The 22,340-nt window shown below is 39.2% G+C and carries 26 protein-coding genes and 1 pseudogene; 18 read left to right on the forward strand and 9 right to left on the reverse strand.

Going from position 1 to position 22,340, the window contains the following annotated elements; translation table 11 throughout:
* Nucleotides 1-120: 120 nt before the first annotated feature.
* From FHR85_RS11960 to FHR85_RS11970, 3 genes are read left to right on the forward strand one after another with little or no spacing between them, the layout of a single operon-like run.
* Entirely contained in the window at nt 121-1,011 is an 891-nt protein-coding gene (locus FHR85_RS11960; RefSeq protein ID WP_167263576.1) for an ATP-binding cassette domain-containing protein, read from the forward strand.
* Nucleotides 1,011-2,612: an ABC transporter permease gene (locus FHR85_RS11965; RefSeq protein ID WP_167263578.1), complete on the forward strand. Its 1,602-nt coding sequence runs from the start codon at nt 1,011-1,013 to the stop codon at nt 2,610-2,612. Before FHR85_RS11960 ends, FHR85_RS11965 begins: the two co-directional genes overlap by 1 nt.
* Before the next feature lie 56 nt (nt 2,613-2,668).
* On the forward strand, nt 2,669-3,265 hold the full coding sequence (locus tag FHR85_RS11970; RefSeq protein WP_167263580.1) for a CBS domain-containing protein: 597 nt from the start codon (nt 2,669-2,671) through the stop codon (nt 3,263-3,265).
* 36 nt (nt 3,266-3,301) lie between these two features.
* Here FHR85_RS11970 and FHR85_RS11975 read toward each other — a convergent pair whose 3' ends face one another.
* Nucleotides 3,302-3,760 carry a FixH family protein gene (locus tag FHR85_RS11975; RefSeq protein ID WP_167263583.1) on the reverse strand — a complete coding sequence of 153 codons (459 nt, stop codon included), beginning with the start codon at nt 3,758-3,760 and terminating at the stop codon, nt 3,302-3,304.
* Between the two features lie 133 nt (nt 3,761-3,893).
* On the opposite strand from FHR85_RS11975, the gene FHR85_RS11980 reads away from it, so the two are divergent.
* Nucleotides 3,894-5,312, forward strand: coding sequence for an amidase (locus tag FHR85_RS11980; protein WP_167263585.1), 1,419 nt, complete (start codon nt 3,894-3,896; stop codon nt 5,310-5,312).
* Here FHR85_RS11980 and FHR85_RS11985 read toward each other — a convergent pair.
* Nucleotides 5,295-5,750, reverse strand: a complete 456-nt coding sequence (locus FHR85_RS11985) for a YaiI/YqxD family protein (RefSeq protein ID WP_167263587.1) — start codon at nt 5,748-5,750, stop codon at nt 5,295-5,297. The two genes, FHR85_RS11980 and FHR85_RS11985, sit on opposite strands and share 18 nt — an antisense overlap.
* 122 nt (nt 5,751-5,872) lie before the next feature.
* Between FHR85_RS11985 and FHR85_RS11990 the strand changes: the two genes are divergently transcribed.
* The 5 genes from FHR85_RS11990 (at nt 5,873) to FHR85_RS12010 (ending at nt 9,123) form a co-directional block, all read left to right on the forward strand.
* Nucleotides 5,873-6,316, forward strand: coding sequence for a chemotaxis protein CheW (locus FHR85_RS11990; protein ID WP_167263589.1), 444 nt, complete (start codon nt 5,873-5,875; stop codon nt 6,314-6,316).
* Nucleotides 6,317-6,479: 163 nt separating this feature from the next.
* Nucleotides 6,480-6,860, forward strand: coding sequence for a GntR family transcriptional regulator (locus FHR85_RS11995; protein ID WP_167263591.1), 381 nt, complete (start codon nt 6,480-6,482; stop codon nt 6,858-6,860).
* Nucleotides 6,853-7,734 carry an ATP-binding cassette domain-containing protein gene (locus tag FHR85_RS12000; protein WP_167263593.1) on the forward strand — a complete coding sequence of 294 codons (882 nt, stop codon included), beginning with the start codon at nt 6,853-6,855 and terminating at the stop codon, nt 7,732-7,734. Before FHR85_RS11995 ends, FHR85_RS12000 begins: the two co-directional genes overlap by 8 nt.
* A complete protein-coding gene (locus tag FHR85_RS12005) occupies nt 7,724-8,446 on the forward strand; it encodes a hypothetical protein (protein ID WP_167263595.1) in 723 nt (240 codons plus the stop codon). Before FHR85_RS12000 ends, FHR85_RS12005 begins: the two co-directional genes overlap by 11 nt.
* Complete coding sequence (locus FHR85_RS12010) at nt 8,443-9,123, forward strand: hypothetical protein (RefSeq protein WP_167263597.1); 681 nt, start codon at nt 8,443-8,445, stop codon at nt 9,121-9,123. The genes FHR85_RS12005 and FHR85_RS12010 overlap by 4 nt, the downstream gene beginning before the upstream one ends.
* A gap of 135 nt (nt 9,124-9,258) precedes the next feature.
* On the opposite strand, the gene FHR85_RS12015 is transcribed toward FHR85_RS12010, so the two are convergent.
* The 4 genes and pseudogenes from FHR85_RS12015 to FHR85_RS12030 form a co-directional block, all read right to left on the reverse strand.
* Nucleotides 9,259-9,810 (reverse strand): hypothetical protein, encoded by a 552-nt coding sequence (locus FHR85_RS12015; protein ID WP_167263599.1) that lies wholly within the window; start codon nt 9,808-9,810, stop codon nt 9,259-9,261.
* A gap of 8 nt (nt 9,811-9,818) precedes the next feature.
* Nucleotides 9,819-9,962, reverse strand: a pseudogene (locus FHR85_RS12020) (IS1595 family transposase); the annotation flags it as partial.
* A gap of 30 nt (nt 9,963-9,992) precedes the next feature.
* Nucleotides 9,993-11,246 carry a GNAT family N-acetyltransferase gene (locus FHR85_RS12025; protein ID WP_167263601.1) on the reverse strand — a complete coding sequence of 418 codons (1,254 nt, stop codon included), beginning with the start codon at nt 11,244-11,246 and terminating at the stop codon, nt 9,993-9,995.
* 162 nt (nt 11,247-11,408) lie between these two features.
* Nucleotides 11,409-13,463: a methyl-accepting chemotaxis protein gene (locus FHR85_RS12030; RefSeq protein ID WP_167263603.1), complete on the reverse strand. Its 2,055-nt coding sequence runs from the start codon at nt 13,461-13,463 to the stop codon at nt 11,409-11,411.
* Nucleotides 13,464-13,785: 322 nt separating this feature from the next.
* On the opposite strand from FHR85_RS12030, the gene desA reads away from it, so the two are divergent.
* The 4 genes from desA to FHR85_RS14525 all read left to right on the forward strand — a co-directional run bounded on the left by desA (nt 13,786) and on the right by FHR85_RS14525 (nt 16,766).
* Nucleotides 13,786-14,781: a Delta(5) desaturase DesA gene (gene desA / locus FHR85_RS12035; RefSeq protein WP_167263605.1), complete on the forward strand. Its 996-nt coding sequence runs from the start codon at nt 13,786-13,788 to the stop codon at nt 14,779-14,781.
* Nucleotides 14,782-14,906: 125 nt separating this feature from the next.
* The gene (locus FHR85_RS12040; protein WP_167263607.1) at nt 14,907-16,031 is read left to right on the forward strand and encodes a sensor histidine kinase; all 1,125 of its coding nucleotides are present in this window, start codon (nt 14,907-14,909) and stop codon (nt 16,029-16,031) included.
* 1 nt (nt 16,032) lies between these two features.
* Nucleotides 16,033-16,632, forward strand: coding sequence for a response regulator transcription factor (locus tag FHR85_RS12045; protein WP_167263610.1), 600 nt, complete (start codon nt 16,033-16,035; stop codon nt 16,630-16,632).
* Nucleotides 16,632-16,766: a hypothetical protein gene (locus tag FHR85_RS14525; protein ID WP_279588364.1), complete on the forward strand. Its 135-nt coding sequence runs from the start codon at nt 16,632-16,634 to the stop codon at nt 16,764-16,766. The genes FHR85_RS12045 and FHR85_RS14525 overlap by 1 nt, the downstream gene beginning before the upstream one ends.
* Before the next feature lie 154 nt (nt 16,767-16,920).
* Here the strand turns inward: FHR85_RS14525 and FHR85_RS12050 are convergent, their stop codons facing one another.
* The gene (locus tag FHR85_RS12050) at nt 16,921-18,072 is read right to left on the reverse strand and encodes a PQQ-dependent sugar dehydrogenase (RefSeq protein ID WP_167263612.1); all 1,152 of its coding nucleotides are present in this window, start codon (nt 18,070-18,072) and stop codon (nt 16,921-16,923) included.
* 100 nt (nt 18,073-18,172) lie between these two features.
* Nucleotides 18,173-19,327, reverse strand: a complete 1,155-nt coding sequence (locus FHR85_RS12055; protein ID WP_167263614.1) for a conserved virulence factor C family protein — start codon at nt 19,325-19,327, stop codon at nt 18,173-18,175.
* 158 nt (nt 19,328-19,485) lie between these two features.
* Between FHR85_RS12055 and FHR85_RS12060 the strand changes: the two genes are divergently transcribed.
* Nucleotides 19,486-19,782 (forward strand): hypothetical protein, encoded by a 297-nt coding sequence (locus FHR85_RS12060; RefSeq protein WP_167263616.1) that lies wholly within the window; start codon nt 19,486-19,488, stop codon nt 19,780-19,782.
* 95 nt (nt 19,783-19,877) lie between these two features.
* The gene (locus FHR85_RS12065; protein WP_167263618.1) at nt 19,878-20,507 is read left to right on the forward strand and encodes a YczE/YyaS/YitT family protein; all 630 of its coding nucleotides are present in this window, start codon (nt 19,878-19,880) and stop codon (nt 20,505-20,507) included.
* A 46-nt stretch (nt 20,508-20,553) separates the two neighbouring features.
* Here the strand turns inward: FHR85_RS12065 and FHR85_RS12070 are convergent, their stop codons facing one another.
* Complete coding sequence (locus FHR85_RS12070) at nt 20,554-20,823, reverse strand: hypothetical protein (protein ID WP_167263620.1); 270 nt, start codon at nt 20,821-20,823, stop codon at nt 20,554-20,556.
* 126 nt (nt 20,824-20,949) lie between these two features.
* On the opposite strand from FHR85_RS12070, the gene FHR85_RS12075 reads away from it, so the two are divergent.
* The 3 genes from FHR85_RS12075 to FHR85_RS12085 all read left to right on the forward strand — a co-directional run bounded on the left by FHR85_RS12075 (nt 20,950) and on the right by FHR85_RS12085 (nt 22,222).
* Entirely contained in the window at nt 20,950-21,222 is a 273-nt protein-coding gene (locus FHR85_RS12075) for a DUF4190 domain-containing protein (RefSeq protein WP_167263622.1), read from the forward strand.
* Between the two features lie 62 nt (nt 21,223-21,284).
* On the forward strand, nt 21,285-22,037 hold the full coding sequence (locus FHR85_RS12080) for a class I SAM-dependent methyltransferase (protein WP_167263624.1): 753 nt from the start codon (nt 21,285-21,287) through the stop codon (nt 22,035-22,037).
* 26 nt (nt 22,038-22,063) lie between these two features.
* A complete protein-coding gene (locus tag FHR85_RS12085; RefSeq protein ID WP_167263626.1) occupies nt 22,064-22,222 on the forward strand; it encodes a hypothetical protein in 159 nt (52 codons plus the stop codon).
* The last annotated feature ends 118 nt before the right edge of the window (nt 22,223-22,340 follow it).

Raw genomic sequence — 22,340 nt, forward strand, 5'->3', positions numbered from 1 at the left:
AATCTCTCAAATTATTTAATAAAACACTTAATTCAAGCCTATTATACGTTAGAATGGGTATATCATTAGTGTAATGGTATTGCACAATCGTTTGGTTAAAGCGAGAAGGGAGAGAGCGTTGTGTCAGTATTGCAAACAAAAGGATTAACGAAACAATTCGGTCAAGTTAAAGTTTTAACTGGGGTCGATTTGGATGTTGGTAAAGGAGAAATCTTTGGGTTTATTGGTCCTAATGGTGCTGGGAAGTCGACAACGATTCGAATTTTATTAGGTATTTTGAAAGCAACAGCTGGGGAAGCGACTATTTTTGGTCAGGATGTTTGGCATGATGCTGTTAAAATTCATAAACGCATAGCGTATGTACCAGGTGATGTTAATTTATGGCCTAATCTAACAGGTGGTCAAGTGATTGATTACTTAGTTCATTTGCGAGGTCAAGAGGTGAATCAGGAACGGAAACAACGCTTGATTGAACGTTTTCAGTTGGATCCGACAAAAAAATGCCGTACCTATTCGAAAGGGAATCGTCAAAAAGTAGCTTTAGTGGCAGCGTTTGCAGCGGATTGTGATTTATATATTTTAGATGAACCGACCTCAGGGCTCGATCCCCTTATGGAACGGAAATTTCAGGAACTGATTTTAGAGGCAAAAGCAGAAGGAAAAAGTGTACTACTGTCGAGTCATATATTATCTGAAGTCGAGAAGTTATGTGACCGTATTGCGATTATTCGTGATGGTGAAGTGATTGAAACCGGGACGATGTCAGACTTGCGCCATTTAACACGAACGCATTTATATGTCGAAACAGAAAAAACGTTGGCCTTACCAGATCAAGGGATTCACGAATGGAAAGAAACGGACTGGGGTTACCAATTTCAAGTTGACCGGGAAGTATTAGATGATGTGATGCAAGCCATTGCACAAGCTGGAGTGACGAAAATTGAAAGCGCCCCACCGACTTTAGAGGACTTATTCATGCGTCATTATGATGTTGGAGAGGGTGACGTCTAATGCGAGCTTGGTTTAGTAAAACGGGGTCTATTCTGTTATGGCAATTGAAACAAGATCGATTGAGATTAGTCATATGGCTGGTTTCTATTATAGCTGTCACTGTTTTAACAGCCATCTTATTTGAAGGATTATATCCAGATGAAGGAGATCGTCAACGACTGGCGCAATCTGTCTTAAATCCAGCGATTACGATGTTGTTAGGACCAGCTTATGGTGTCGAACAGTATGATATTGGCGCGATTATAGCACATCAAATGTACTTATTCACAGCGTTAGCAACTGCAATTTTTAGTATTTTAACAGTATCGAAACATACGCGTGAAGAGGAATCACTTGGTCGCATGGAAATCATCCGTTCACTTCCAACAGGACGTTTGGCTCCATTAGCTGCGATTATGATTCACCATACGCTGTCATTTGTCGTATTGGCCTCTGGTGTAGGGGCTGGATTGTACTTATTATCGGTTGCCTCGATTTCGTTTGAAGGTGCTTTGTTATATGGCGTAGGAATAAGTGCTGTTGGTCTGTTTTTCGCTGCTGTTACAGCCGTTTGTGCACAATTAGCAGAGTCATCTAGAGGCACGATTAGCTTAGCGTTTTTTGTGTTGATTGTATCGTATGCGATTCGGGGGCTCGGCGACGTATCGTATGACGGATTATCTTGGTGGTCACCGCTTGGATGGATGCTTGAGACGCGTGTGATGGTGGATAACCATTGGTGGCCAGTCGCGCTGTTATTGGTAGCGGCATTATTATTAACGGGTCTAGCGCTTTATTTGAATGCAAAACGTGATTTAGGAGCAGGATTATTACCAGCCCGTCAAGGTCCACGAAATGCTTCGAAATGGTTACAGACTCAAGTTGGTTTTACAGTGACGATGCAACGAGTCTCGATTATTGCTTGGGTCGTCGGTATGCTGATTTTCGGAGCTACGTATGGTTCCGTGTTAGGGGAAACTGGGACATATGTAGCAGAAATTGAAATTATGAAAGAGATGCTGAATATTGACCAATTAACAGGTCGAGCCTTAATTGAAGAATTCGTTTCGATGTTAGCTGTTATCATTACGATTTTTGCGACGGTTCCGGTTGTTTTATCGATGTATCGATTGGCGAAGGAAGAAAAATTAAATCGATTGGAATCTGTTGTTGCCACAGCCACATCAAAACAGTCACTTCTCGGTGTACATTTAGTGATCGGTTTATTGTTTAGCTTGATCGTTGTCAGTGCCGCTGGTATTGGTATGGGACTGATGGGTCAGAGATCAGTTGATGGATTGCAGTTTATGACAGTTTTTGAAACGATGATGGCGTACTTACCTGCAGTTTGGATCATGTTAAGCTTGGCAGCGTTATGTGTTGGTATTGGAAGATGGCTGTGGATCACTTGGGCCTATTTAGGTTATTCCTTTGTTGTCGTGTATTTGGGTGGTGCTTTAGAATTCCCTGAATGGATGAATAAACTATCCCCTTTTGAATGGGTGCCAAGTTTACCTGTAGATGATTTTAAGCTGATTAATGTTTTAGTATTAACAGCTATAGCCGTTATCATCAGTCTGCTCGCACTCGTAAGTTATCGCAGGCGAGATTTAGCCGGATAAGATGTATAAATCACTCCTTTTGATACATGATAAACGTTAGAAGGAGTGATGACATTATGGAGAATACGATTAAAAATTTAATGAGTTCCAACATCGTATCGGTTACATCTGATCAGACAGTACAGGAAGCGGCGTCATTAATGGAACAGAATGATATTGGTGCCATTCCAGTTATTGAAAATGGTCAGCTAAGAGGGATTGTGACAGATCGTGATATTACACTTCGAGCAACGGCCAAGAATCAACAAGGGAATTGCCCGATTGGTCAGTGTATGAGTGATCAAATTGTATCAGCTGACGCAAGCATGGATGTTCATGAAGCAGCGCAAATGATGGCCCAAAATCAAATCCGTCGTTTGCCTGTCACTGAAAATGGTCAATCTGTGGGAATGCTGTCGATTGGTGATCTCGCCCAACAAAACATATATCAAAATGAAGCGGGAGATGCATTGTCGAACATCTCAATTCCGAAAGCGAACCAAGCAAATGCCCAGGCTCAAGGTCAAGCCCAGGCACAGCAGATGCAGCAAGGGCAACAAGCTCAACAAGCCCAATCGCAACAGGCACAGCAAGCACAACAGGCTCAACAAGGACAAATGAACCAACAAAATCAATCAATGAATAACTCACAAAAGAATCCAGGCATGCAATAAGAAAGAAGGCGATCCCACGAGTGGGTCGCCTTTTTATTAGTTATGGTCGCTATGATCTTCCTCGTTACTTTCTTCATTAGACTGATCTTCATCTAACTCTGCCTCACCAACAGCAAGAGCTTGCTGAGGCATCGTATGTTGATCAACTGCAGTAACATGAGCAATCATATGATAGACCGAGTCTTCTTCGAATGTATAAGTTGCCTCGTAGACACCTTTTTCAGTGAAAGACCCCTTAATCATGTCGCTTTCTTCTTTCGATCCTTCTTGCCAAACTTCAAACTCAACCTCGTCAGCTTCATTAATATTGTTACCATCATGAGTGACGTGAGCTGATAAAGTGACATCACCTTTCGAAAGGTTTTGTTCAGTTAAGATTTCAACTTCTAGTGGTGCTAATGAATCGGGTTCAGATGATTCCTCTGTTTCCTCATTACCACACGCTGATAATATGATTAAAATGATAGCCATTAGACTAATAAGCCGTTTTGCCAATCGGAACACTCCTATAAATTAGTGAATTTTTCATATGGTTAATGTATCATGATTAATAAGTTGAATGAACAAATGTCTGTGAACTTTTTGCGGAAATTAAATGACGAAATACTGACACAAATGAGGTGACAAAATGAAACAATATTTTTCTCAACACGATGGGGTGGGGTTGAAACAGTTGATTGATCAAGGCGAAGCCTCATCTTATGAAATTCGAGCACATTTTGCCAACAAGATTAAGCAATTGAATCCATTATTAAATGCGGTCGTCCATGATATGACCGACTTACCGGTTAAAGCGGAAAGGGATATTGAGAGTCCATTGTCAGGGCTTCCGATTTTGATCAAAGATTTAAACCCTGTAAAAGGACAACCATTTACCAATGGTTCGAAATTGTTGCATGACCACATCGCACCAGCTGATGATTGGTTTGTGCATAAATATCGACATGCTGGCTTACATATTCAAGGTAAAACAAACACTCCGGAATTTGGTTTTACGCCAATAACTGAGCCGACACTTTTCGGCCCGACTCGTAACCCTTGGGATTTAACGCGCTCGCCAAGTGGTTCGAGTGGTGGCGCTGCGGCCGCAGTTGCCTCTGGTATGGCTCCGTTTGCACATGCTAGTGACGGGGGTGGTTCGATTCGTATGCCAGCCGCGATGAATGGGTTATTTGGGTTTAAGCCATCTCGTGGCCTGTCACCTATTCCACCCTATATCAATCAGATTTCAGTTAATCATGCTGTAACACGATCTGTGCGTGATAGTGCTGCCTTATTAGATTTAATTAAAGGTGGGACGAATCAAGATTTGTACCCGACCCTTCGTTCTGACGAATCTTTTTCAAGGTCACTTCATCATGAACCGAAACGATTAAAAATTGCTGTGACTCCTGATTGGCATGGTCAAGTGACCATTGATCATGAGACGAACCATGCCTTTGAGAAAGCGAAAACATTACTAACTAACCTAGGGCATGAAGTAGAGGTCATTAAACCAAGATTCGATTTTCATGATTTTACTGCTCAATTTATGAATGTATGGATTGCCTCTGGAGCCGTGGCTATTGACCATCTTGGATCACTTGTCGGACGACAACCTTCGAGTGATTTACTAGAGTCCGTAACCTACGATTTGTATCAGCAAGGCTTAAAGATGTCAGCTTTCGAGTATGAAAAGTCACGCGTTCGGATGCAATTACTCTCGAAGTCATTTGCGGAGATTTTTAACCAATATGATGTTCTCATGACGCCTGTTATGAACCAGTTTACCTTTAATACGGGTGATATGGTACCCCATACAGTCGGTGAAATGACGGACATCATGCTTAATAATTGTAGTTTCACTCAAATCGCCAATGCCAGTGGACAACCAGCTATGAGTGTGCCAATTGATTGGACAGAAGAAGGTTTACCAGTTGGCATGCAATTTCAGTCAGCATTAGGTCAAGATGGTCTATTACTACAATTGGCCCAACAATTAGAAGCGGCGAATCCTTGGTTTCATCAGTATGTTTCACTCGAGCAGTCTTTAAACACTATGATCTAAATCGTCTAGTAGCTGTTGAAGGCTGCTCGTGAATTGATCGCGGTCCTCATTGGAAAAAGCTTTTGGCCCCTTGGATCGTTCACCACTTTGCCGGGCTAGGGCGTTTAGGTAACGGGATTGCAAAAGTCCATCAATATTATGGTCAGTATAGACCATACCTTTGTGATGGATCGCATGAGCTCCTTTTCCAAGAACGAGTGAAGCAAGTCCATAGTCTTGAGTGACAACGAGATCGCCCTTTTGGACATTTTGAATAATCTTGTAATCAGCAGCTTCAGACTCTGAATCGACATAAATCGCGTCGACACCAGGTTGCTGATCGTTGGGGGAGAAATGGGCGAAACTTTTGATCATAATGACCGGGATATGACGTTTTAAGGCTTCGTCTATCGTTTCATGTGTAACGGGACAAGCATCAGCATCAATCAAAATATTCATAAACATGGCACCTCTTTTTATGGAAATAGGATAAAAGAAATAGGTAAAAAAGTGTGTATTTTTGTCGATATAAACAGTATAATAGTTTTAATATATAAATTTTTAATAAAGGTGGGAGAAACATGGCTGAGATGTCGAAATATATTATCTTTGAACTTAATCGTGAACGATTTGCGATTAATATTCAACAGGTAAGGTCGATTGAGAAATTACCTGAACTTACAACAATGCCACAGATGCCTGATTCGATGAAAGGTATTTTTGAATTAAGAGGTGCTATCACGCCAGTTATTGATTTAAAAGAGAAGTTGGAAATGGGCCAAGCTAATAACGATGAAGAAACCCGTATCTTAATTCTAACCATTGATGAAAAGCCGTTAGGTGTCATTGTTGATAAAGCAACAGAAGTCGTGGATATAGATGAAAGCACCATTGAAGCTCCACCAGAAATGGTAGCAGGAGTTGATCGTGAGTACATAACAGGAGTCGCGAAAAGTGGAGAACAACTCATCGTTATTCTTGATTTAGATCGTATTTTATATTACGAAGACTACAATGTTAGTTAATAGTTTAGTTATTTAATCCCTTTATGACAAGTGTTCAGACGCTTGTTATAAAGGGATTTTTTTGTGTGTTGAGGTTGACAGTTATTAAATTAAGTGTAAACTAGAACCCAGTGCATTACATAACTAATGCACTAACTTACATCGAATGAAAGTAGGCGAATCGATGTTAAATCATAAGAGTATGAAACCCATATATGTTCAAATTGCAGAATGGCTTGAGAATGAAATCTTAAACCATCGTTTACAAGCACACGATAAAATGTATTCGCAATATCAGCTGGCAGAACTATTTAATATTAACCCTGCAACAGCTGGAAAAGGGATCACAAAGTTGTTGGATGATGACTTAATCTACAAAAAAAGAGGGCTAGGGACATTTGTGTCAGACGAAGCGCGTTTACGAATTATTCAAAAGCGCAAAGAAGAGACATTACAAACGTTAATTGATGAATTAGTGCTAGAAGCTGATTATTTGAATGTCAGTCATGATGAGTTAATCGCACGGATAAATCAGACGCGTAAAGGAGGAAGTTATGATGGCTGAGGTTGAACTGAGTGATGTGACGAAAAGCTATCGGAACCAGGAAGCAATTTCTTCGCTCACACTCAATATTCCTGACCAAAGTATAACGGGGTTGATTGGACCTAATGGTGCTGGGAAGACAACATTGCTTAATTTAATCGCTGGAATTGAGGCCGTTACGGATGGAGAAGTTTCCGTATTTGGAAACGAACCGCTTGAGAATTTAAGTGTTGCGGCTAATCTATTTTATGTACATGAAGACATGATGTATCCGCAAGATTTTCGGATTAGTGAAGTCTATCAAGCTTTCAAAAAGATTTACCCTAATTGGGATCAAGCGTTGGCTGAGAATTTGTCGGAGCATTTCAATCTATCATTAAAACAAATGCCACGAGATTTATCCAAAGGGCAGGCGAGCACATTAAATGCCATTATCGGATTGGCTGTTCAGACCCCAGTAACTATGTTTGATGAACCGACAACGGGGATGGATTATGGTGTGAGAAGGGACTTTTATCGAGCGTTGTTAAAATCGTATATTGCTCATCCGAGGACTATAATCTTATCTAGTCATTTATTAAATGAATTAGAGGATTTATTAGAGCATGTCATTCTATTAGACCATGGTGAGCTAGAACTCATGATGGAGATGGATGAGTTAAAACAATACGCAGTTGCTCTAGTTGGAGAATACGATTCTCTAATTGATCAACAATCTATTTTATATCAAGATCGGTTGGACCTAAATCAACAATATTGGGTAATCAAGCATCCTGGTGAGACCACGTTACAGGACTTACGTCGGCACGGTTTTACGATTTCCCCAGTTGCTCCATCAGATTTATGTGTCTATTTAACCCAAATGAACAGGGGTGATGTTGATCATGTCTTTTAAACAAATGACTTACCTCGACGCGACCCGACAACAAGTTGGTTTAAAATTAGCCGCATTTCGTCGTGTTTTTTCAACACTTGCGATCTTACAAATTGTTGGGTTTCTCTTTTCAGTTACGGGCAGTGAACAGGTTGGTGGAAGTACTGAAATAATGAGTTATATGATCTGGGAAATCAACAGTAATGTTATTATAATTCTTACTTTATTGTGGGCTTTAGCCATACCATTTGGGATGATTACTCGTGAACAACGGCAAATGGAGTTTATGTTTGTCACAAATCGTTTTATTAGTCACTTATCGAATATTATCTTTCTAGTTATGATGTCGATTGTAGCAGCCTTTTTCACAGTTGGGATGACACTGACTATGCAGACGATTGGTTATTTCATTCATGACCCTTTAATAATTCAATCAGTTTTTACAGCGTTAGATTTAGTGGTGCTATGGGGGATTGTGGCATTACTCGTATTAATCATTTCTGTAGCTAGTTATACATTGGCTACGATCATGCAATTACATACATTATTGAAAGTCATTGTTCCAGCTGTTGTAATCGGAGCTTTCTATATGGTTGCGCCGATTCGAAATATGGCTGGATGGATTGTGTTAGATCAATCTGTTTGGCTGCTCCTAGTTAAGGTATTGATGGTTGCTTTAATACTATCTGCAGTTGTCTTGTTCGGTGTGAAAAGGTTGGAGGTGAGACGATGAACGTAATGGCATTGTTAGTCTTATTATTATTACTAGCTATTTCACTTGCGCTTGGTTTAACGATGGAGAAATTGCAGAAAACATCCTGGTTCCGAAGTCGATTTCTGATGATTTATATCGCTTGTCTCGCAGTAGGGTTTGCCGCGTACTTCATGTTTGTGGCTCCTTCTCAAGGTGAATTAGGAGAACAAAGTCAGTTGTTAACGGCTGAAGAAGTTAATGAAGCTGTTGATAAACAAGATATGAGTATTTTAGAAGACTTGGTTTTAGCAGGTGAATGGTCTGTGTCACTTGATGAGAGCTTAAGGTTAGAACCGATTAATGGAGGTCTGAATACAAGAGGATATCTAGTTGTGAATGAAAATGATACCTTGTCAAATCAGGCTTCTGTTAAACTTTATCGCCCACGTTCTTTAAGTGCATTTGATCGAAAGTTTTTCGTCGAGCCATCTATAGATGCCACGATTAATGAAGGACAAATACAATTTGCTGAAGAAAAATTAGAGGCTGAATATATGACGTTAGGGCAATCACTGTTTTTAGAGCGCTATAATGGCAAGAGTGATCGAAATGATATTGGCCTTGGAATGATTAATTATTCTATATTAATAGTGGAAGTGCCATCTAATGTTAACGTTGAGAATAAGTTGAATCTCAAATTAGTTAAGCAAGATTAAATAAAAGTCCGAACCCTTTTGTAATAGGGTTCGGATTTTTGGTATTAGGTATGTTAGATAATATTGTTGATTTTACCGAATAAAAAGGGAACCTCATAATAGTAGCATGGGGTTCTCTTTAATTTTAAGCATCTGTTAGTTTTGAAACTCTGATACTTCGATGACGGAGCCTTCTTTGTCGTAGAAAGTTAACTCCGCAGCAAAAGGTTCTTCTATATCATTAGGAATCTTTTCATATTTCACAAACTTTTCATTGGCACTCACGTTAAAATTAAAATCTCCATAATCCAAATCCGCTATTATATGGTCAATTTTTAAATCTGGATTTTTTCCAATAATTACGCCGTACATTCCTTTGTCTGTTTGTATTTTTTGATAATCGACGATATTTGTTCCGTGTCCGGAATGGTCAATTTTAAATTTTCCGTTCCACCCCTTAATAATATGAGCATATCCGATATTACTGCTTTGAGTCTGGAATAAAACTATATAGGAACTTGTATCATTCAATCGAACTACCTCTATGACATCAGGGTTAATGCTTCCTGAACCTTTGCTACTCCATTCTTTTAGGTTAGACTGAATAGCCGTTCTATTATCTTCAATGTGATATTGATTAAAATAATACCACGAATAACCAATAGAAATAATTATAATAAATAAAATCAAATAGATCACTTTTTTCAATTTATTACCCCACATTTTCTTGCCTTTCTATCCTCCACTTTACGTTTCCCTTTTTCTGAGTATAGGAAGTATGGTTCATCCATTTCTACAATGCCTTGAAACTTTTCAAAGTCCATCTCTTTAATTGCAGATAAGAGTTTGTGTCTCCAATATCAACAGAGTTATTTAACATAGCTTTTGGATTAGAAATTAGTCATGGAAATTGGTTGATGTCTTGTGCGGAAGATTGTATCAATCAGATCAACGTGATTGTCATTAGATAATTCAACTTTTCCATAAAGATGAAGTTTTTGGAAATCAATCACACCTAATAACAGACTCGTTAAATCAGAAATATCAATTTTAATAATTGTGTCTGCTTTTGCTCCGTGAATAACAGCTGGTTTGCCATTTGTGAAAGCGACGGTTACATCACCAGCATTCGCCGGATACATTGAGTCTGTCACTTGGAACGTGACCGTGTGGTTGGCGTTATTGAAATTATGCTGCTTGAGTTGATTGAAAAAGCGTTCAACGTTGATAATTCGATACATTAATCCGAGTCCAGATGTGTTGGTTTGATGATAAACGAAATTCACTAGGTTGTCTGACCCATCACGTGCATCAGTGAAAAAGTGATGGAGCGTATCATCTTGCGTTGGTATGGAAATTCGGTTGACTTGGTCTTTTTGAGTATGGAAAAACGTCGACAATTGTTGCAAAGCATCGCGGTTTGTATAAATGAATTCATGAATTGTGATGTTACTGGATAAGAAATTGTTCACTTCGCGTTTTTTAAACGAGAAGATCGCATAACCTGTAACGACACCGTTTTGTTTAACACCAACGATTTTAATGTCGAATTGTTCAAATGGGCGCTTATACTGAAACGCTTCTTTTTTCATCACACCATGATGCTGATCAGCGAAACGATTATAACAAGTGACAAGATCATCTTTGTCGTCAGGTGTTAAATACGTAATGCCATCTTTGTGGCTAAAGTTAGGGAAGGCATGCGGTGCAATGGTATAAACATCCTTCTTCTTGCCGTAGCCAAAGCCCATTTGATAATAGAAGTCTGGGCGAAAGGCATATAAAGTTGTGAGCGAAAACCCTTGTTTGTCGTAATGATCGAGGAAGTAATCGACTAATGACTTTGCCACGCGTTCCTTTTTATGTAACAAATCAACGGCCACAGAACTGAGTCCACCAACTGGTAAGAATGTTCCGAACACATTCATTTGAAAGTCAAACAGCTTCATGGAGCCGATTAATTGGTTTTGTTCAAAGGCGCCATATGGAACAACTGAATTGGTTTCTTGGAGTAATGATTTTTCGCGTTCGACTAATTGTTTAATATCTTCTTCCTTTTCGGCTGCATTCGCCGTGTAAGCTTGTTCGTGTAAGATGACATTGTCGCGGAATTCTGCTTCATTTAATGGTCTAATCTCGTGCATAATACGGCCTCCTTATTTGTCCTTATTATAGACTGAATGGCCTTTAAGTTCCAATAGTTTATGGAAATGAGTGGATTTCATGTTTATTTAATGGCTAAAAATTAAATGACTCTTTAACAATAGAGCGACCATCCTTCTGATTGGATGGTCGCTCATTAAACATTACTGTTGATTTAATTTAAATTCATTAATTAATTTGTTTAATTGTTCACTTGATTCATTTAAGTCTTCAGCTGATTCGGATAATGATTGTAGAGCATTCGTTTGTTCATCGATCGTAGCGTTAATTTCTTCATTGGATGCAGCTGTTTCTTGAATATTAGCTGAAATGGATTGAACCGAGCCGACGACATGATCTTTGTATTGATTCATCTCTTGAATGGCTTGGACGTTCTGCTCAACACTTTCGGTAATATTCTGGACCGCTTGGCCAATATCGTTAAAGACTTGAACCGTTTCATCGACGACTTCGTTTTGAGAATCAGTCGTTGATTTGGCTTCTTTCATCGAATGAATCGCTTCATTTGATCGTTCTTTTACATCATCGATAATTTTACGAATTTCTTCTGTTGAATTTGAAGACTGCTCGGCTAATTTACGAACTTCTTCAGCGACAACAGCGAAACCTTTACCATCTTCACCTGCTCGTGCAGCTTCAATTGAAGCATTTAAAGCTAATAAATTCGTTTGTTCAGAAATATCATTAATCGTATGAATGAAGTCGCTGATTTTTTGAATTTGGTTATTTAATTCTTGGACAACATTTTCCGCTTGATTAAATTGTTGTTTCGATTCATTTGAATATTCAGCGAGCTGATCCATCTGATTTAACCCTTTGTTATTAACGGTGACAGCTTCATCAGCTAGCTCGTTCATACTAGCACTACTATCAGAAATAGAATCGATCTGTTCACTTAATTGGTTCATTTGATCTGTCATGGTTTCAAGGTTTTCTGATGATTGTTGCGCACCTTTTGCGATTTCGTTCATCGTGCCTTGAATTTCTTCGTTTGATGCAGTTGTTTCCTCGCTGACAGCACTGAAGTTCTCAGATGATGAGCGGATGACTTCGGCTGATTCATGGGTTTTCTGCAACAACTCTCTCATATGTTGGACCATTTTATTAAAGTGATCATATAAATAACCGATTTCGTCATTAGATTGGTGATGTGCTTCGACAGTTAAATCGCCGTGAGCGACATCATCCATTTTCTCTCGTAGGGTCGTAATTGGTTTTGATAAACGCCCACTAAAGATATAAATGCCTGTACCGAGTACGAGAAGAACGACCACTCCTGTGATGAGCTGTTGAATTAATAGGTCATTAAGTGATGCGTAAATCTCATCTTCTGGTACGGCAATACCAAATGTCCAACCTGTCGTTGGCATCGTACGATAATAGACTTGATTTGTTGTACCATCAGCATCTACTGTGAATTGACCTTGTTCATTTCCTGTTAGCTGATCAGCATAATCACCAAACAGGTCTGTTTCGCCAATGGTCGAATTCATCACGAGTGAGTCGTCTTGGTGGGCGATGATTTGACCGTTATTATCAAAACCGAATGCCCAGCCGGAGTCGTAGATCTGGATATCGGAAATGATTTGTTGGATTTGTGTTAAATCGGTATCAGCTGTGACAACACCATTGAAATCACCCGAGCTATCAGTGAAAGGAACAGTCGTTGTGACCATCGTTATTCCACTAGCATCATCGTAATAAGGATCGCCCCAAACAGCTTCTTCTGATCCTTCAGCTTGAGTGTACCAATCCCAGCTTGGGTAATCGTAATCCGTTTCTTCGTAGACATCCGTATAAACTAAATCTTCGCCGTCTTTATAAACATACGGGCCAAAATATTCTCGGTCTTCATCATATTCGTATGGTTCAAACCAAATACCTGAGCCATATGTATCAGCGTTAGTCGCGATATTGTTTTCTAACATTTGTATGTAATCTTCTTCAGATACTGAATCACCAGTAGAAGATATCGTACTTGCTGTTGTTTCAGCAAGTTGCTCATGACTGGCGAACCTTTCTTCAATTTGACTAATCGCATCGTTTTGTAAATTCGTAATTCTATGTTCAATTTCCTCATCAAGCTGACTTTTTGAAATGTTATAAGACAGAATAAGAAAAATTGAGAGTCCTACCACCATTAAAGGAAGAAAAATAAATAAGAGCTTCCTTTTAAGACTTGATGTACCCTTCTTCATAACCAACCTCCTGTTAATTTTATTTAAAAATTTTTTAACAATAGACAATTTATCACTAAATGCTCAGTTTGTCAAAATAAGTCGAAACGTATAATGAGTATTATGACTTATATAGATGACAGTTATAGAATTGAATCATTCGAGCCCCTTGGCTCCATATCAAGTGTCATGACATCAATCAGTCATGGCTTTTTTGTTTGGCCATGAGTCTCAATCTAAAACATATGACGTTTGTCACATAAAACTCCTGACGTTCATGACTATTTAAGCGAGCTGTTTTTTCCTAAGATGAGTGAAAGAAGACTTATCATTGGAGGCAGTTATGGCGAATAAAAAATTAGCTCAACTTAAACAAGACATCAAACCATTTGAAAGCTCTGGTACGAAATCAAGTGTATGGCAATTGGTTAATACATTACCTCCATTCTTTTTGCTTTGGTTTTTAGCTTATGAAGCGATTTCAGTATCATTGATTTTATCCATTGGCCTATCGGTTTTAGCGGGTGGATTTATGGTGAGAGTATTTATCATCTTTCATGATTGCTGCCATGGGTCGTTTTTTAAAAATCGTAAACTGAATCATTTCGTTGGAACGGTTACAGGGATTCTCACAATGTTTCCGTATAGAAAGTGGAAAAGAGAACACTCCATTCATCATGCTACTAGCAGCAACTTAGATAAGCGGGGTACTGGTGACGTCTGGGTCATGACTGTAGAAGAGTACAAGAAGTCATCAAAGATGGAGAGACTCCAATATCGCTTATATAGAAATCCGTTTGTTATGTTCGTGTTGGGTCCCGTTTATTTATTTTTAATAACGAACCGAAGAAATAGAAAAGATGCTAAGAAAACAGAACGCCAAAATACGTATTTGATCAATATTTCAATTATTGGAATCACTGCTCTATTGATATGGGCGATTGGTTGGACGAGCTTTTTGATTGTTCAGTTACCGATTGCGTTTATTGCAGGGTCTCTTGGAATATGGTTGTTTTATGTTCAACATCAGTTTGAGGATTCTTATTTTGAAGATGAATCTGAGTGGGATTATGTTAAAGCAGCTATTGATGGAAGTTCTTATTATAAGCTTCCACGGGTTCTTCAGTGGATCACGGGGAATATCGGCTACCATCATGTTCATCACTTGAGTCCTAAAGTGCCGAATTATAATCTGGAAAAGGTACATGAGTCGATACCACCTTTGCAACAGGCAACGACGATTACGATGGGAAGCAGCTTGAGATCGATCCGATTTAAATTATACGATGAGAAGAGTAAGACCTTCGTTCACTTTAAAGAAATTAATGAAAGCCTCTAATCTTCTGATAAAGTGTCCACAGAAAACTAAACGTCAGTAAAAGAAAATCATTCACAAAGTGGATGGTTTCTTTTTTTGGTAAAATGGGTGATACTAATAAGAGATTCAAGAAAGGAAATTTTTTGATGCAAAATTGGTTTAATTTATTCCCTAAAAATATAAGTTTGAGCATATACGTATGGGTGATTTCGAGCTTATTGCCCTTTTACTTCATTTTTCGGTCAAATACATTGTCGGAAATATTGCTTGGTGTGTTGTTGATTGTTATATTCTTTGTTGCGTACCGGCTTTCCTTTCTATCGATTGGAGGGCTTTTGTACATATGTGTTTCAATCATGATGCTGATTAGTGTTGGCATGTCTTTGTTTTATGGATATGTATACTTTTCATTATTTATTGCTTTTTTCATCGGAAATGTGCAACAAAAAAGTGGTTTTATTTCACTTTATGTCGTTCATTTAGTTTTGACCGTTGTTGCTTCGGCATCAAGTTATTTTACACAACAAGAGCTGTTCTTATCTCAATGGCCATTTTTAATCCTGACCATTCTTGGGGTAGTATTGCTACCGATCAATACATACAACCGGAGAAAAAGGCAGAAGCTTGAGGCACAGTTATCCGATGCCAAAGATAAAATTTCACAGCTACTGGTCTTTGAAGAACGTCAACGAATTGCTCGTGATTTGCATGATACACTAGGACAAAAGCTATCTTTGATTGGATTAAAAAGCGATTTGGCTGGACGCTTGATCGACAAAGATCCTGATACAGCTAAAACTGAAATCCAGGATATCAACCAAACTGCTCGCACAGCCTTAAAGGAAGTCAGAGATATGTTATCGGGTATGCGAATAACGAAGTTTTCTGAGGAGATTAAGCATGTTAAGCAGCTGTTGGAAGCGGCAACAATTCAGATCGATATCCAAGGCGACAAAGAACTAAATCATGCCCCCTCGTTAGTAGAAGACGTCATAAGCATGATCTTAAAGGAGGCTGTGAACAATGTCGTTAAGCATAGTCATGCGACACACTGCAATATAACCACTACCGAATCAGCGCATGAAACAGTTTTGACGATTGAAGATAATGGCGTCGGAATAGATACTAAAGGTAGCTCAGCATCCGGCCATGGGATGAATGGAATGATAGACCGGTTAGAATTTGTGAATGGAAAATTGGAAACCATAAGTGATGAAAATGGAACAAAATTGACTGTGACCATACCCAATGTCATGAAACAGGAGGGTTAAAATGATTCGAATCGTGTTGGCTGAAGACCAAGGAATGTTACTTGGAGCACTAGGTTCTTTGTTGAATCTTGAAGAAGATATGGAAGTAGTCGGCAAAGCCAAAAATGGTGAAGAGTCCGTCCGTCTGGTAAACGAATTGAAGCCGGATATTTGTATTATGGATATTGAAATGCCGGTTAAAAATGGGTTGGAAGCAGCCGAGGAAATGGGCGACCAACAGTGTGAAGTCATCATTTTGACCACCTTTGCAAGAGCGGGTTACTTTGAACGGGCACGTAAAGCTAAAGTTAGTGGGTATCTACTAAAAGACAGTCCAAGTGAAGAGTTGGCCAGTTCGATCCGAACGATTTTAAATGGTCGGAAGGTATATGCGCCCGAGTTAATCGACTTGGTGTATGAGGAAGACAGTCCTTTAACGGAACGAGAAAGTGAAGTCATTGAGTTAATTTCTAAGGGGAAAAGCACCAAGGAAATTTCCAAGGAACTGCATCTAACGAACGGAACAGTGCGTAATTATATCTCGGTTATTTTTGATAAACTGGAAGTATCGAATCGAATCGAAGCCATTTCGAAGGTGAAGGATAAGGGTTGGGTGGAATAGTGAGAGAAAGAGCTCAGAACGTCGAAACTTTTTATATAGATTGGCTAATTGATCCATTGGCCGAGGAAGAAATGAATCGAATTGATTCGATGAATAAAGATGAGCACTCGGGATGGAACTCGGATGAAGATTGATGGAAAGACTCTAGTGACTGATTTTCAGTTAACTAGAGCCTTTTTTTGTAGATTTGATTATCCTCGAAAGTGTGAGGGCGGAGCTGAACTCTCGCAAGTGCAAGCTTAACCCTCACAATGGAGCTTTCTATAGAACCCTTCCAATCCGAAAAAACTAATCCGCAATCTTCAATAACCGATCATCACCTTCTTCTGGGTTACCACGTCCATCTGTATTGTTTGTCAATACGTAGGCTTCACCGTCTGCAACGAGGATATCCCGCAATCTACCTTCATCATCCAAGATTATTTCTTGGTTACCTGATTCGATATCGAAGCGGTAGAGGGATTGTCCTGCTAGTCCGGTTACCAAAAGATTTCCTTCATCGTCAAATGCCGCTCCGGATGGTGCCCACGTTTCTTCACCGGAATGAATGGTTGGGGGTTCCATTCCATCGGCTGTGTCATCGCCGCGAACGACTGGCCATCCATAATTGTTTCCTGGTTCAATATGATTGATTTCATCATATGCTGTGCTCCCGTGTTCTGAGCTATATAATTCGTCGTTTTCGTTCCAGTCGAGTCCTTGTGGATTTCTGTGGCCATAGGAATAAATTAATGAATCTTCAAATGGTTGATCATCTGGAATTGATCCGTCAAAGTCCATACGCAAGATTTTACCGGCTAGGTTATCTGTTTCTTGGGAAAGGTTTTCATCGCCTGCATCACCTGTGGTGGCATACAAATAGTCATCTGGTCCAATTGCAAGTCGTCCGCCGTCATGGATTCGACCTGCTGGAATTTCATCGACCAATATCTCGGTTTCTTGCCAGGTTTGGTCTGATAATTCAATTGCTACAATGCGATTGAACATTCCCTCACCGGTTTGATACGTATGATAAATATAGGCGGTTTGGTCATCCTCCGGGTCTAGAACCATACCAAGCAAGCCTCCTTCTCCTTGGCCGGAAGCGACTTCTTGTTCAAGTTCAATCGTCTGTCTTTCCATATTTTCACCATCATAATAAACGATTGATCCGGAGCGTTCGGTCATGTAAAATTCATCATCATTTTTAACGATATTCCATGGACTATTCAAATCATCAACTACTGTTTCTGGTTCTTCCAGAAACGTTAATTCTTCTACATTTTTTCCATTGGGGTCTCCGTTCTCACTTGACTCTGTTTCACCTGATTCCTCAGTCGAATCCTCTTCACTAGCTGTTTCATCCGAGGATTCTTCTGTTGGTTCTTCTGTTTCTTGGTCACCGTCTGTTTGACAGCCTAATAAAAATAAAGCTATGAATAGTGGAACCGCCCATTTCATTAGAATCCGCTCCCTTATTGACATCATTCCTTTTATTTTTCCTTACCAATTTGTCTGCTAATCATATAAGCTCCTTTCTATACTTGAAAGGGGTGGTTGCCTATGACTGATTATCTTTTTGTTTGGTCATCTCAGCCATTTGCTTCCAAATAGATCCTTGCGCTGATTCGCCTTCTTGAATACGGGATAACGCCATTTTAGCTTGCATACGAACTTCAAATTCAGGGTCTTCTAACGTGTCTTGTAAGGCAGGGATGGATGATTCATCTCCATATTCATATAGGAACATAGCTGCGCGCCACCGAACGATGCGACTTTTGTCTTGGAGAGCGTCGATCATTTGTGGAATGGCGTCTGTAAAACCAATGTCTGATAGGCAGTCACCTGCTGTGCGCCGGACGGTAACGGTTTTATCCTGTAAAGCCTCATATAAATAAGGTAAGGTCGCTTTCTCTTCCACCATGCCTAGGTAAGCTGTAGCTAAACGACGGATCGACATTTTCGGATCTTTTAAGGCTTTTCCGAGGATTGGTAAGTCATCGGTCGTCGGATTAGGTATACGGTCTAAGGCAGCATAACGACTTTTCCAATCATCAAGTTCTAAATCAGCCTCAGTCAAAGGTTTTAAAACCTTTCCTTGTTGCTGGTCGTTTTCACCTGATTGAGCCATGTCGACAAGAGTTCTTAGCCGCTTATCTGGATAGGTGGCGTCAATCTCTTCGACCACGTCTTGTCCAATATCATCTGCGTGCCCATAACGAGGGTCTTGTTCAATCCATTCGCGTTCCATCAGCATATTGGCTGAATCTTTTGAAGCTTCCATTGCAGCATCAGTAAAGCGTTGAGGTAAACCGAAACGCTGTTCTTCATCGTTTTCTATTAATTTGACTTGCATCGGTACGCCTCGAAATTGTTGGATATAAACTTGAACAGCACCAAAGGCTTCATCATCGTAATCTGTTGATGTTTGTTCCTGTTCTATATCGGCATGATCTGCACTGCCTAATACAGCTTCAACTTGGGGTAAAATCGTTTCCCATTCGACTTTTGGATGGCGTTCTAAAGCGATGAAATCAATGACGCGATAGAGTTCTTTTACCCCTTCGATCGCCATTAAGTCTGATACATAGGACGGAGCATCAGTTAAATCATCGTTTTGGGTATATGTTTGAGTTTCCATATCTGACAGGCGTTCATCAACATTAATTTTCATGGAATAAGGGCTTGGTGTGGGTTCGATTGATTTGATTTTCATGGTTAAAAGCCTCCTTTGTTCAACCTATAATCATTCTATCATATCAGATTTTTATGGCTAGCTTAGGTCTTAACGCACTTATTTTTTTCAACAAAATAACATAAGATGGGTTTTGAACGGGTATGGTTAATGTAGTTGTAAAAGTAAGGAGTGACATCATGGAATCAACAATTCCCTGGAATAAAGTACGTCTATCGGCCATGATAGGCTTAATCGTTATTTATATAATCTATTTAATAGCTTTTGATCCTCATTGGATGTGGGGAGTTCTTAGCTTTATCGGGTTGATTTATGGAATCGTGGAATGGAAAATGTGGGAACGTCAAATTGGTGAGGAGAAAGATTTATATGTCATCATTAGTTTATTAGTTGCCAGTCTAGGTGTGCTCGGTTACACCGTTTTTTCCTTAATCATAACCAATGTTATTCTACCGCTAGATTCTTTTATTATGTAAATTAGACCATTCAGTTATTAATATTGTATTTGAATATCAAAGCGTGGTATTATATTTAAGTTGAATTGATTTAATAAAGAATGGGTGTTTATATAATGAAAGATTTAATGTATTCCATTATGTTTTATGTACTTGGAATGTTAACCCTATCGTTTGGCATTACGATGTTAATTTTATCGAATTTAGGTGTTGGTGCTTGGGATGCCCTGTTCGTCGGCTTGTCGAATATATTCGGGATGACTGTTGGAACATGGATTTTCCTTGTGGGTATTGTACTCATTATTATTAATAAGTTTTTACTGCAAAGTAAGTTTGATTACTCAGCTGTCATCACCATTTTCCTAATCGGTTTATTCATCGACTTCTGGTTGCTTGTCGTATTTGATGGCGTGATGATAACCGAAATGACAGCACGCATTGGGTTACTTGGTTTAGGTATTTTAGGAATGGGTGCAGGCATTGGTATGTATTTACAATTAGACTTTGCTCGTAATCCGATCGATAACTTAATGATGGCTGTTCATTATCGAACAGGATTGAGCTTAGCTGTTTCTAAATCAGGATTAGAGATTTTGATTATGATTATAGCATTCTTAATTGGTGGTCCTATTGGAATTGGAACAGTGATCGTAGCATTTGGTATTGGCCCGCTTGTCCAGTTTTTCTTTAAGCGCACAGCCAAAGTTAAAGCGTTGCTTGTAAATCGCTGGAATCCATCAACTTAAATATGACTTTGAAACAAGAGCTACTCACTCATGTGGGTAGCTTTTATTATCGTTTGATGGCATACAACCAACTGTATCCAGCAATTAATCCGATGATGCTCAAAATAGTCATTGGTTTGCCAATATCATAAAATAATGAGGATGCAAGGGTGTTGCTGCTTCCGACTAGCCAAAATAGACCACCTATGACTAATAACGGTAAGAAAAAGCTGAAAAATAAGTGCATTCTTGTATAACTACGTAATTGAATGATGCGGAGAAGAGCAGTTAACCCGATCACAATCAGCGTTAATAATATATAATGAGAAAAGTTCAAGGCCCAATCACCTTCCTTATATAAGGGGTGCTGCTCTATAATATGATTGAAAGTGGGTCACTATTTTAGAAAGACCATTTTATGTTAAAGTTAAGCTACTTAGGAATAATAATTAGAGGTGAAACTATGGATTCTACGGAAGGTCAACAACAAGCTCCGCATAGTGGTTTGGCTATTGCGTCACTTGTCATAGGTGTGGTTTCATTAGTGAGTATGCTGGTATGGACTGTTATGGGGATGGCCGTTTCGGTTGTAGGGATATTATTTGGTGTTTTCGCGATTGGTATGATTCGTAAACAAAAGACTCCTGGGTTAGGTCTAGCAAAAGCAGGATTGTTTTGTAATATTGTCGCTTTGGTAGTACCACTCGTTACAGTTTTAGTTATTTTAATTGTGTAATATATGAAAAGATCTGTTTAGGGATCTCTTGTTATAAATTGATAAAAGGTGCGCGTTAGTTTATGTATGGATTTTATAATTCAATGGCAACAGAAGTTTATGATTTGCTTCATCCTATAGGAGATCCATATGGTGATCTTGAATTTTATCGTGAGCGTTTAAAAGGTGTTCAAGGGAAAGTATTAATGCCTTCTGTTGGGACAGACCGTTTGATGATTCCGTTAATTGAGTCAGGTCTGAACGTTGAAGGGATGGATGTTTCGACGGATTGGTTAGATTTATGTAAAGATCATCTCGAAGCAAGACAACTTCCTACACGCCTGTTCCAAGGGGAGATGCATACCCTTTCGATTGATGCGACCTATGATGCTATTATATTACCTTCTGGTTCCATTCATACATTGAGTGAGTGGGATCAAATAATGGAAACTCTAACCCGTTTTTATGATCATTTACATGTTGATGGTCGCCTCATATTTGATATAACATTTCCGAAGACGACTGAAGTCGGACATGTTACAACATATGAATGGGAGACATTTGATGGTGATGTGATTACGTTAGAAGATAAAATAATAGATGTGAGTTGGGTCAATCAGCTCATTATGTCACATCACAAATATGAACGTTGGCACCGCGGACAATTTGTTGAAGCGGAGCTAGAACGTGTATCGTTTAAGTGGTTCGGCATTGAAGAGCTTAGACTTATGTTAGCACAAGCTGGGTTTATTAATATATCATTAACAGCAGACTATAAAGAAGAAGCGCCAATTAATGGAGAAACGAACACGATCACTTTCGAAGCTGTGAAATAACATGGACGTTGTAAGGAGGCAATTGAATGAACATTAAAGGGAAAACAATTGTTGGGACCATGATTGCTATTGTCATCATTATGGCTTTCGTTATTTATTTTATGTTCTCTTATTTTCAAGAAGAAGATTTGATTGACGAATCCCAACATAATAGTCCTGAAACGGAACATCGCTTGATCATTTAAAGCGATGTTTTATTTTTTTAGAAATTTTTTAGGCTCTAAAATATTTGTTGGGGTAGATACACAATTTAGCGTGAAGGTTTGATGGTGGCCGTTGGCATCATGTGATCCGCTTACGGTG

Origin of the sequence: Alkalibacillus almallahensis (assembly GCF_011761495.1) — a bacterium.
GTDB lineage: Bacteria > Bacillota > Bacilli > Bacillales > Alkalibacillaceae > Alkalibacillus > Alkalibacillus almallahensis.

Coding starts and splice junctions, on each gene's coding strand:
- FHR85_RS11965 (WP_167263578.1), top strand. CDS start 1,011: ATGCGAGCTTGGTTTAGTAAAACGGGGTCTATTCTGTTATGGCAATTG.
- FHR85_RS11970 (WP_167263580.1), top strand. CDS start 2,669: ATGGAGAATACGATTAAAAATTTAATGAGTTCCAACATCGTATCGGTT.
- FHR85_RS11980 (WP_167263585.1), top strand. CDS start 3,894: ATGAAACAATATTTTTCTCAACACGATGGGGTGGGGTTGAAACAGTTG.
- FHR85_RS11985 (WP_167263587.1), bottom strand. CDS start 5,750: ATGAATATTTTGATTGATGCTGATGCTTGTCCCGTTACACATGAAACG.
- FHR85_RS11990 (WP_167263589.1), top strand. CDS start 5,873: ATGGCTGAGATGTCGAAATATATTATCTTTGAACTTAATCGTGAACGA.
- FHR85_RS11995 (WP_167263591.1), top strand. CDS start 6,480: ATGTTAAATCATAAGAGTATGAAACCCATATATGTTCAAATTGCAGAA.
- FHR85_RS12000 (WP_167263593.1), top strand. CDS start 6,853: ATGGCTGAGGTTGAACTGAGTGATGTGACGAAAAGCTATCGGAACCAG.
- FHR85_RS12005 (WP_167263595.1), top strand. CDS start 7,724: ATGTCTTTTAAACAAATGACTTACCTCGACGCGACCCGACAACAAGTT.
- FHR85_RS12010 (WP_167263597.1), top strand. CDS start 8,443: ATGAACGTAATGGCATTGTTAGTCTTATTATTATTACTAGCTATTTCA.
- FHR85_RS12025 (WP_167263601.1), bottom strand. CDS start 11,246: ATGCACGAGATTAGACCATTAAATGAAGCAGAATTCCGCGACAATGTC.
- FHR85_RS12030 (WP_167263603.1), bottom strand. CDS start 13,463: ATGAAGAAGGGTACATCAAGTCTTAAAAGGAAGCTCTTATTTATTTTT.
- desA (WP_167263605.1), top strand. CDS start 13,786: ATGGCGAATAAAAAATTAGCTCAACTTAAACAAGACATCAAACCATTT.
- FHR85_RS12040 (WP_167263607.1), top strand. CDS start 14,907: ATGCAAAATTGGTTTAATTTATTCCCTAAAAATATAAGTTTGAGCATA.
- FHR85_RS12045 (WP_167263610.1), top strand. CDS start 16,033: ATGATTCGAATCGTGTTGGCTGAAGACCAAGGAATGTTACTTGGAGCA.
- FHR85_RS12050 (WP_167263612.1), bottom strand. CDS start 18,072: ATGAAATGGGCGGTTCCACTATTCATAGCTTTATTTTTATTAGGCTGT.
- FHR85_RS12055 (WP_167263614.1), bottom strand. CDS start 19,327: ATGAAAATCAAATCAATCGAACCCACACCAAGCCCTTATTCCATGAAA.
- FHR85_RS12060 (WP_167263616.1), top strand. CDS start 19,486: ATGGAATCAACAATTCCCTGGAATAAAGTACGTCTATCGGCCATGATA.
- FHR85_RS12065 (WP_167263618.1), top strand. CDS start 19,878: ATGAAAGATTTAATGTATTCCATTATGTTTTATGTACTTGGAATGTTA.
- FHR85_RS12075 (WP_167263622.1), top strand. CDS start 20,950: ATGGATTCTACGGAAGGTCAACAACAAGCTCCGCATAGTGGTTTGGCT.
- FHR85_RS12080 (WP_167263624.1), top strand. CDS start 21,285: ATGTATGGATTTTATAATTCAATGGCAACAGAAGTTTATGATTTGCTT.
- FHR85_RS12085 (WP_167263626.1), top strand. CDS start 22,064: ATGAACATTAAAGGGAAAACAATTGTTGGGACCATGATTGCTATTGTC.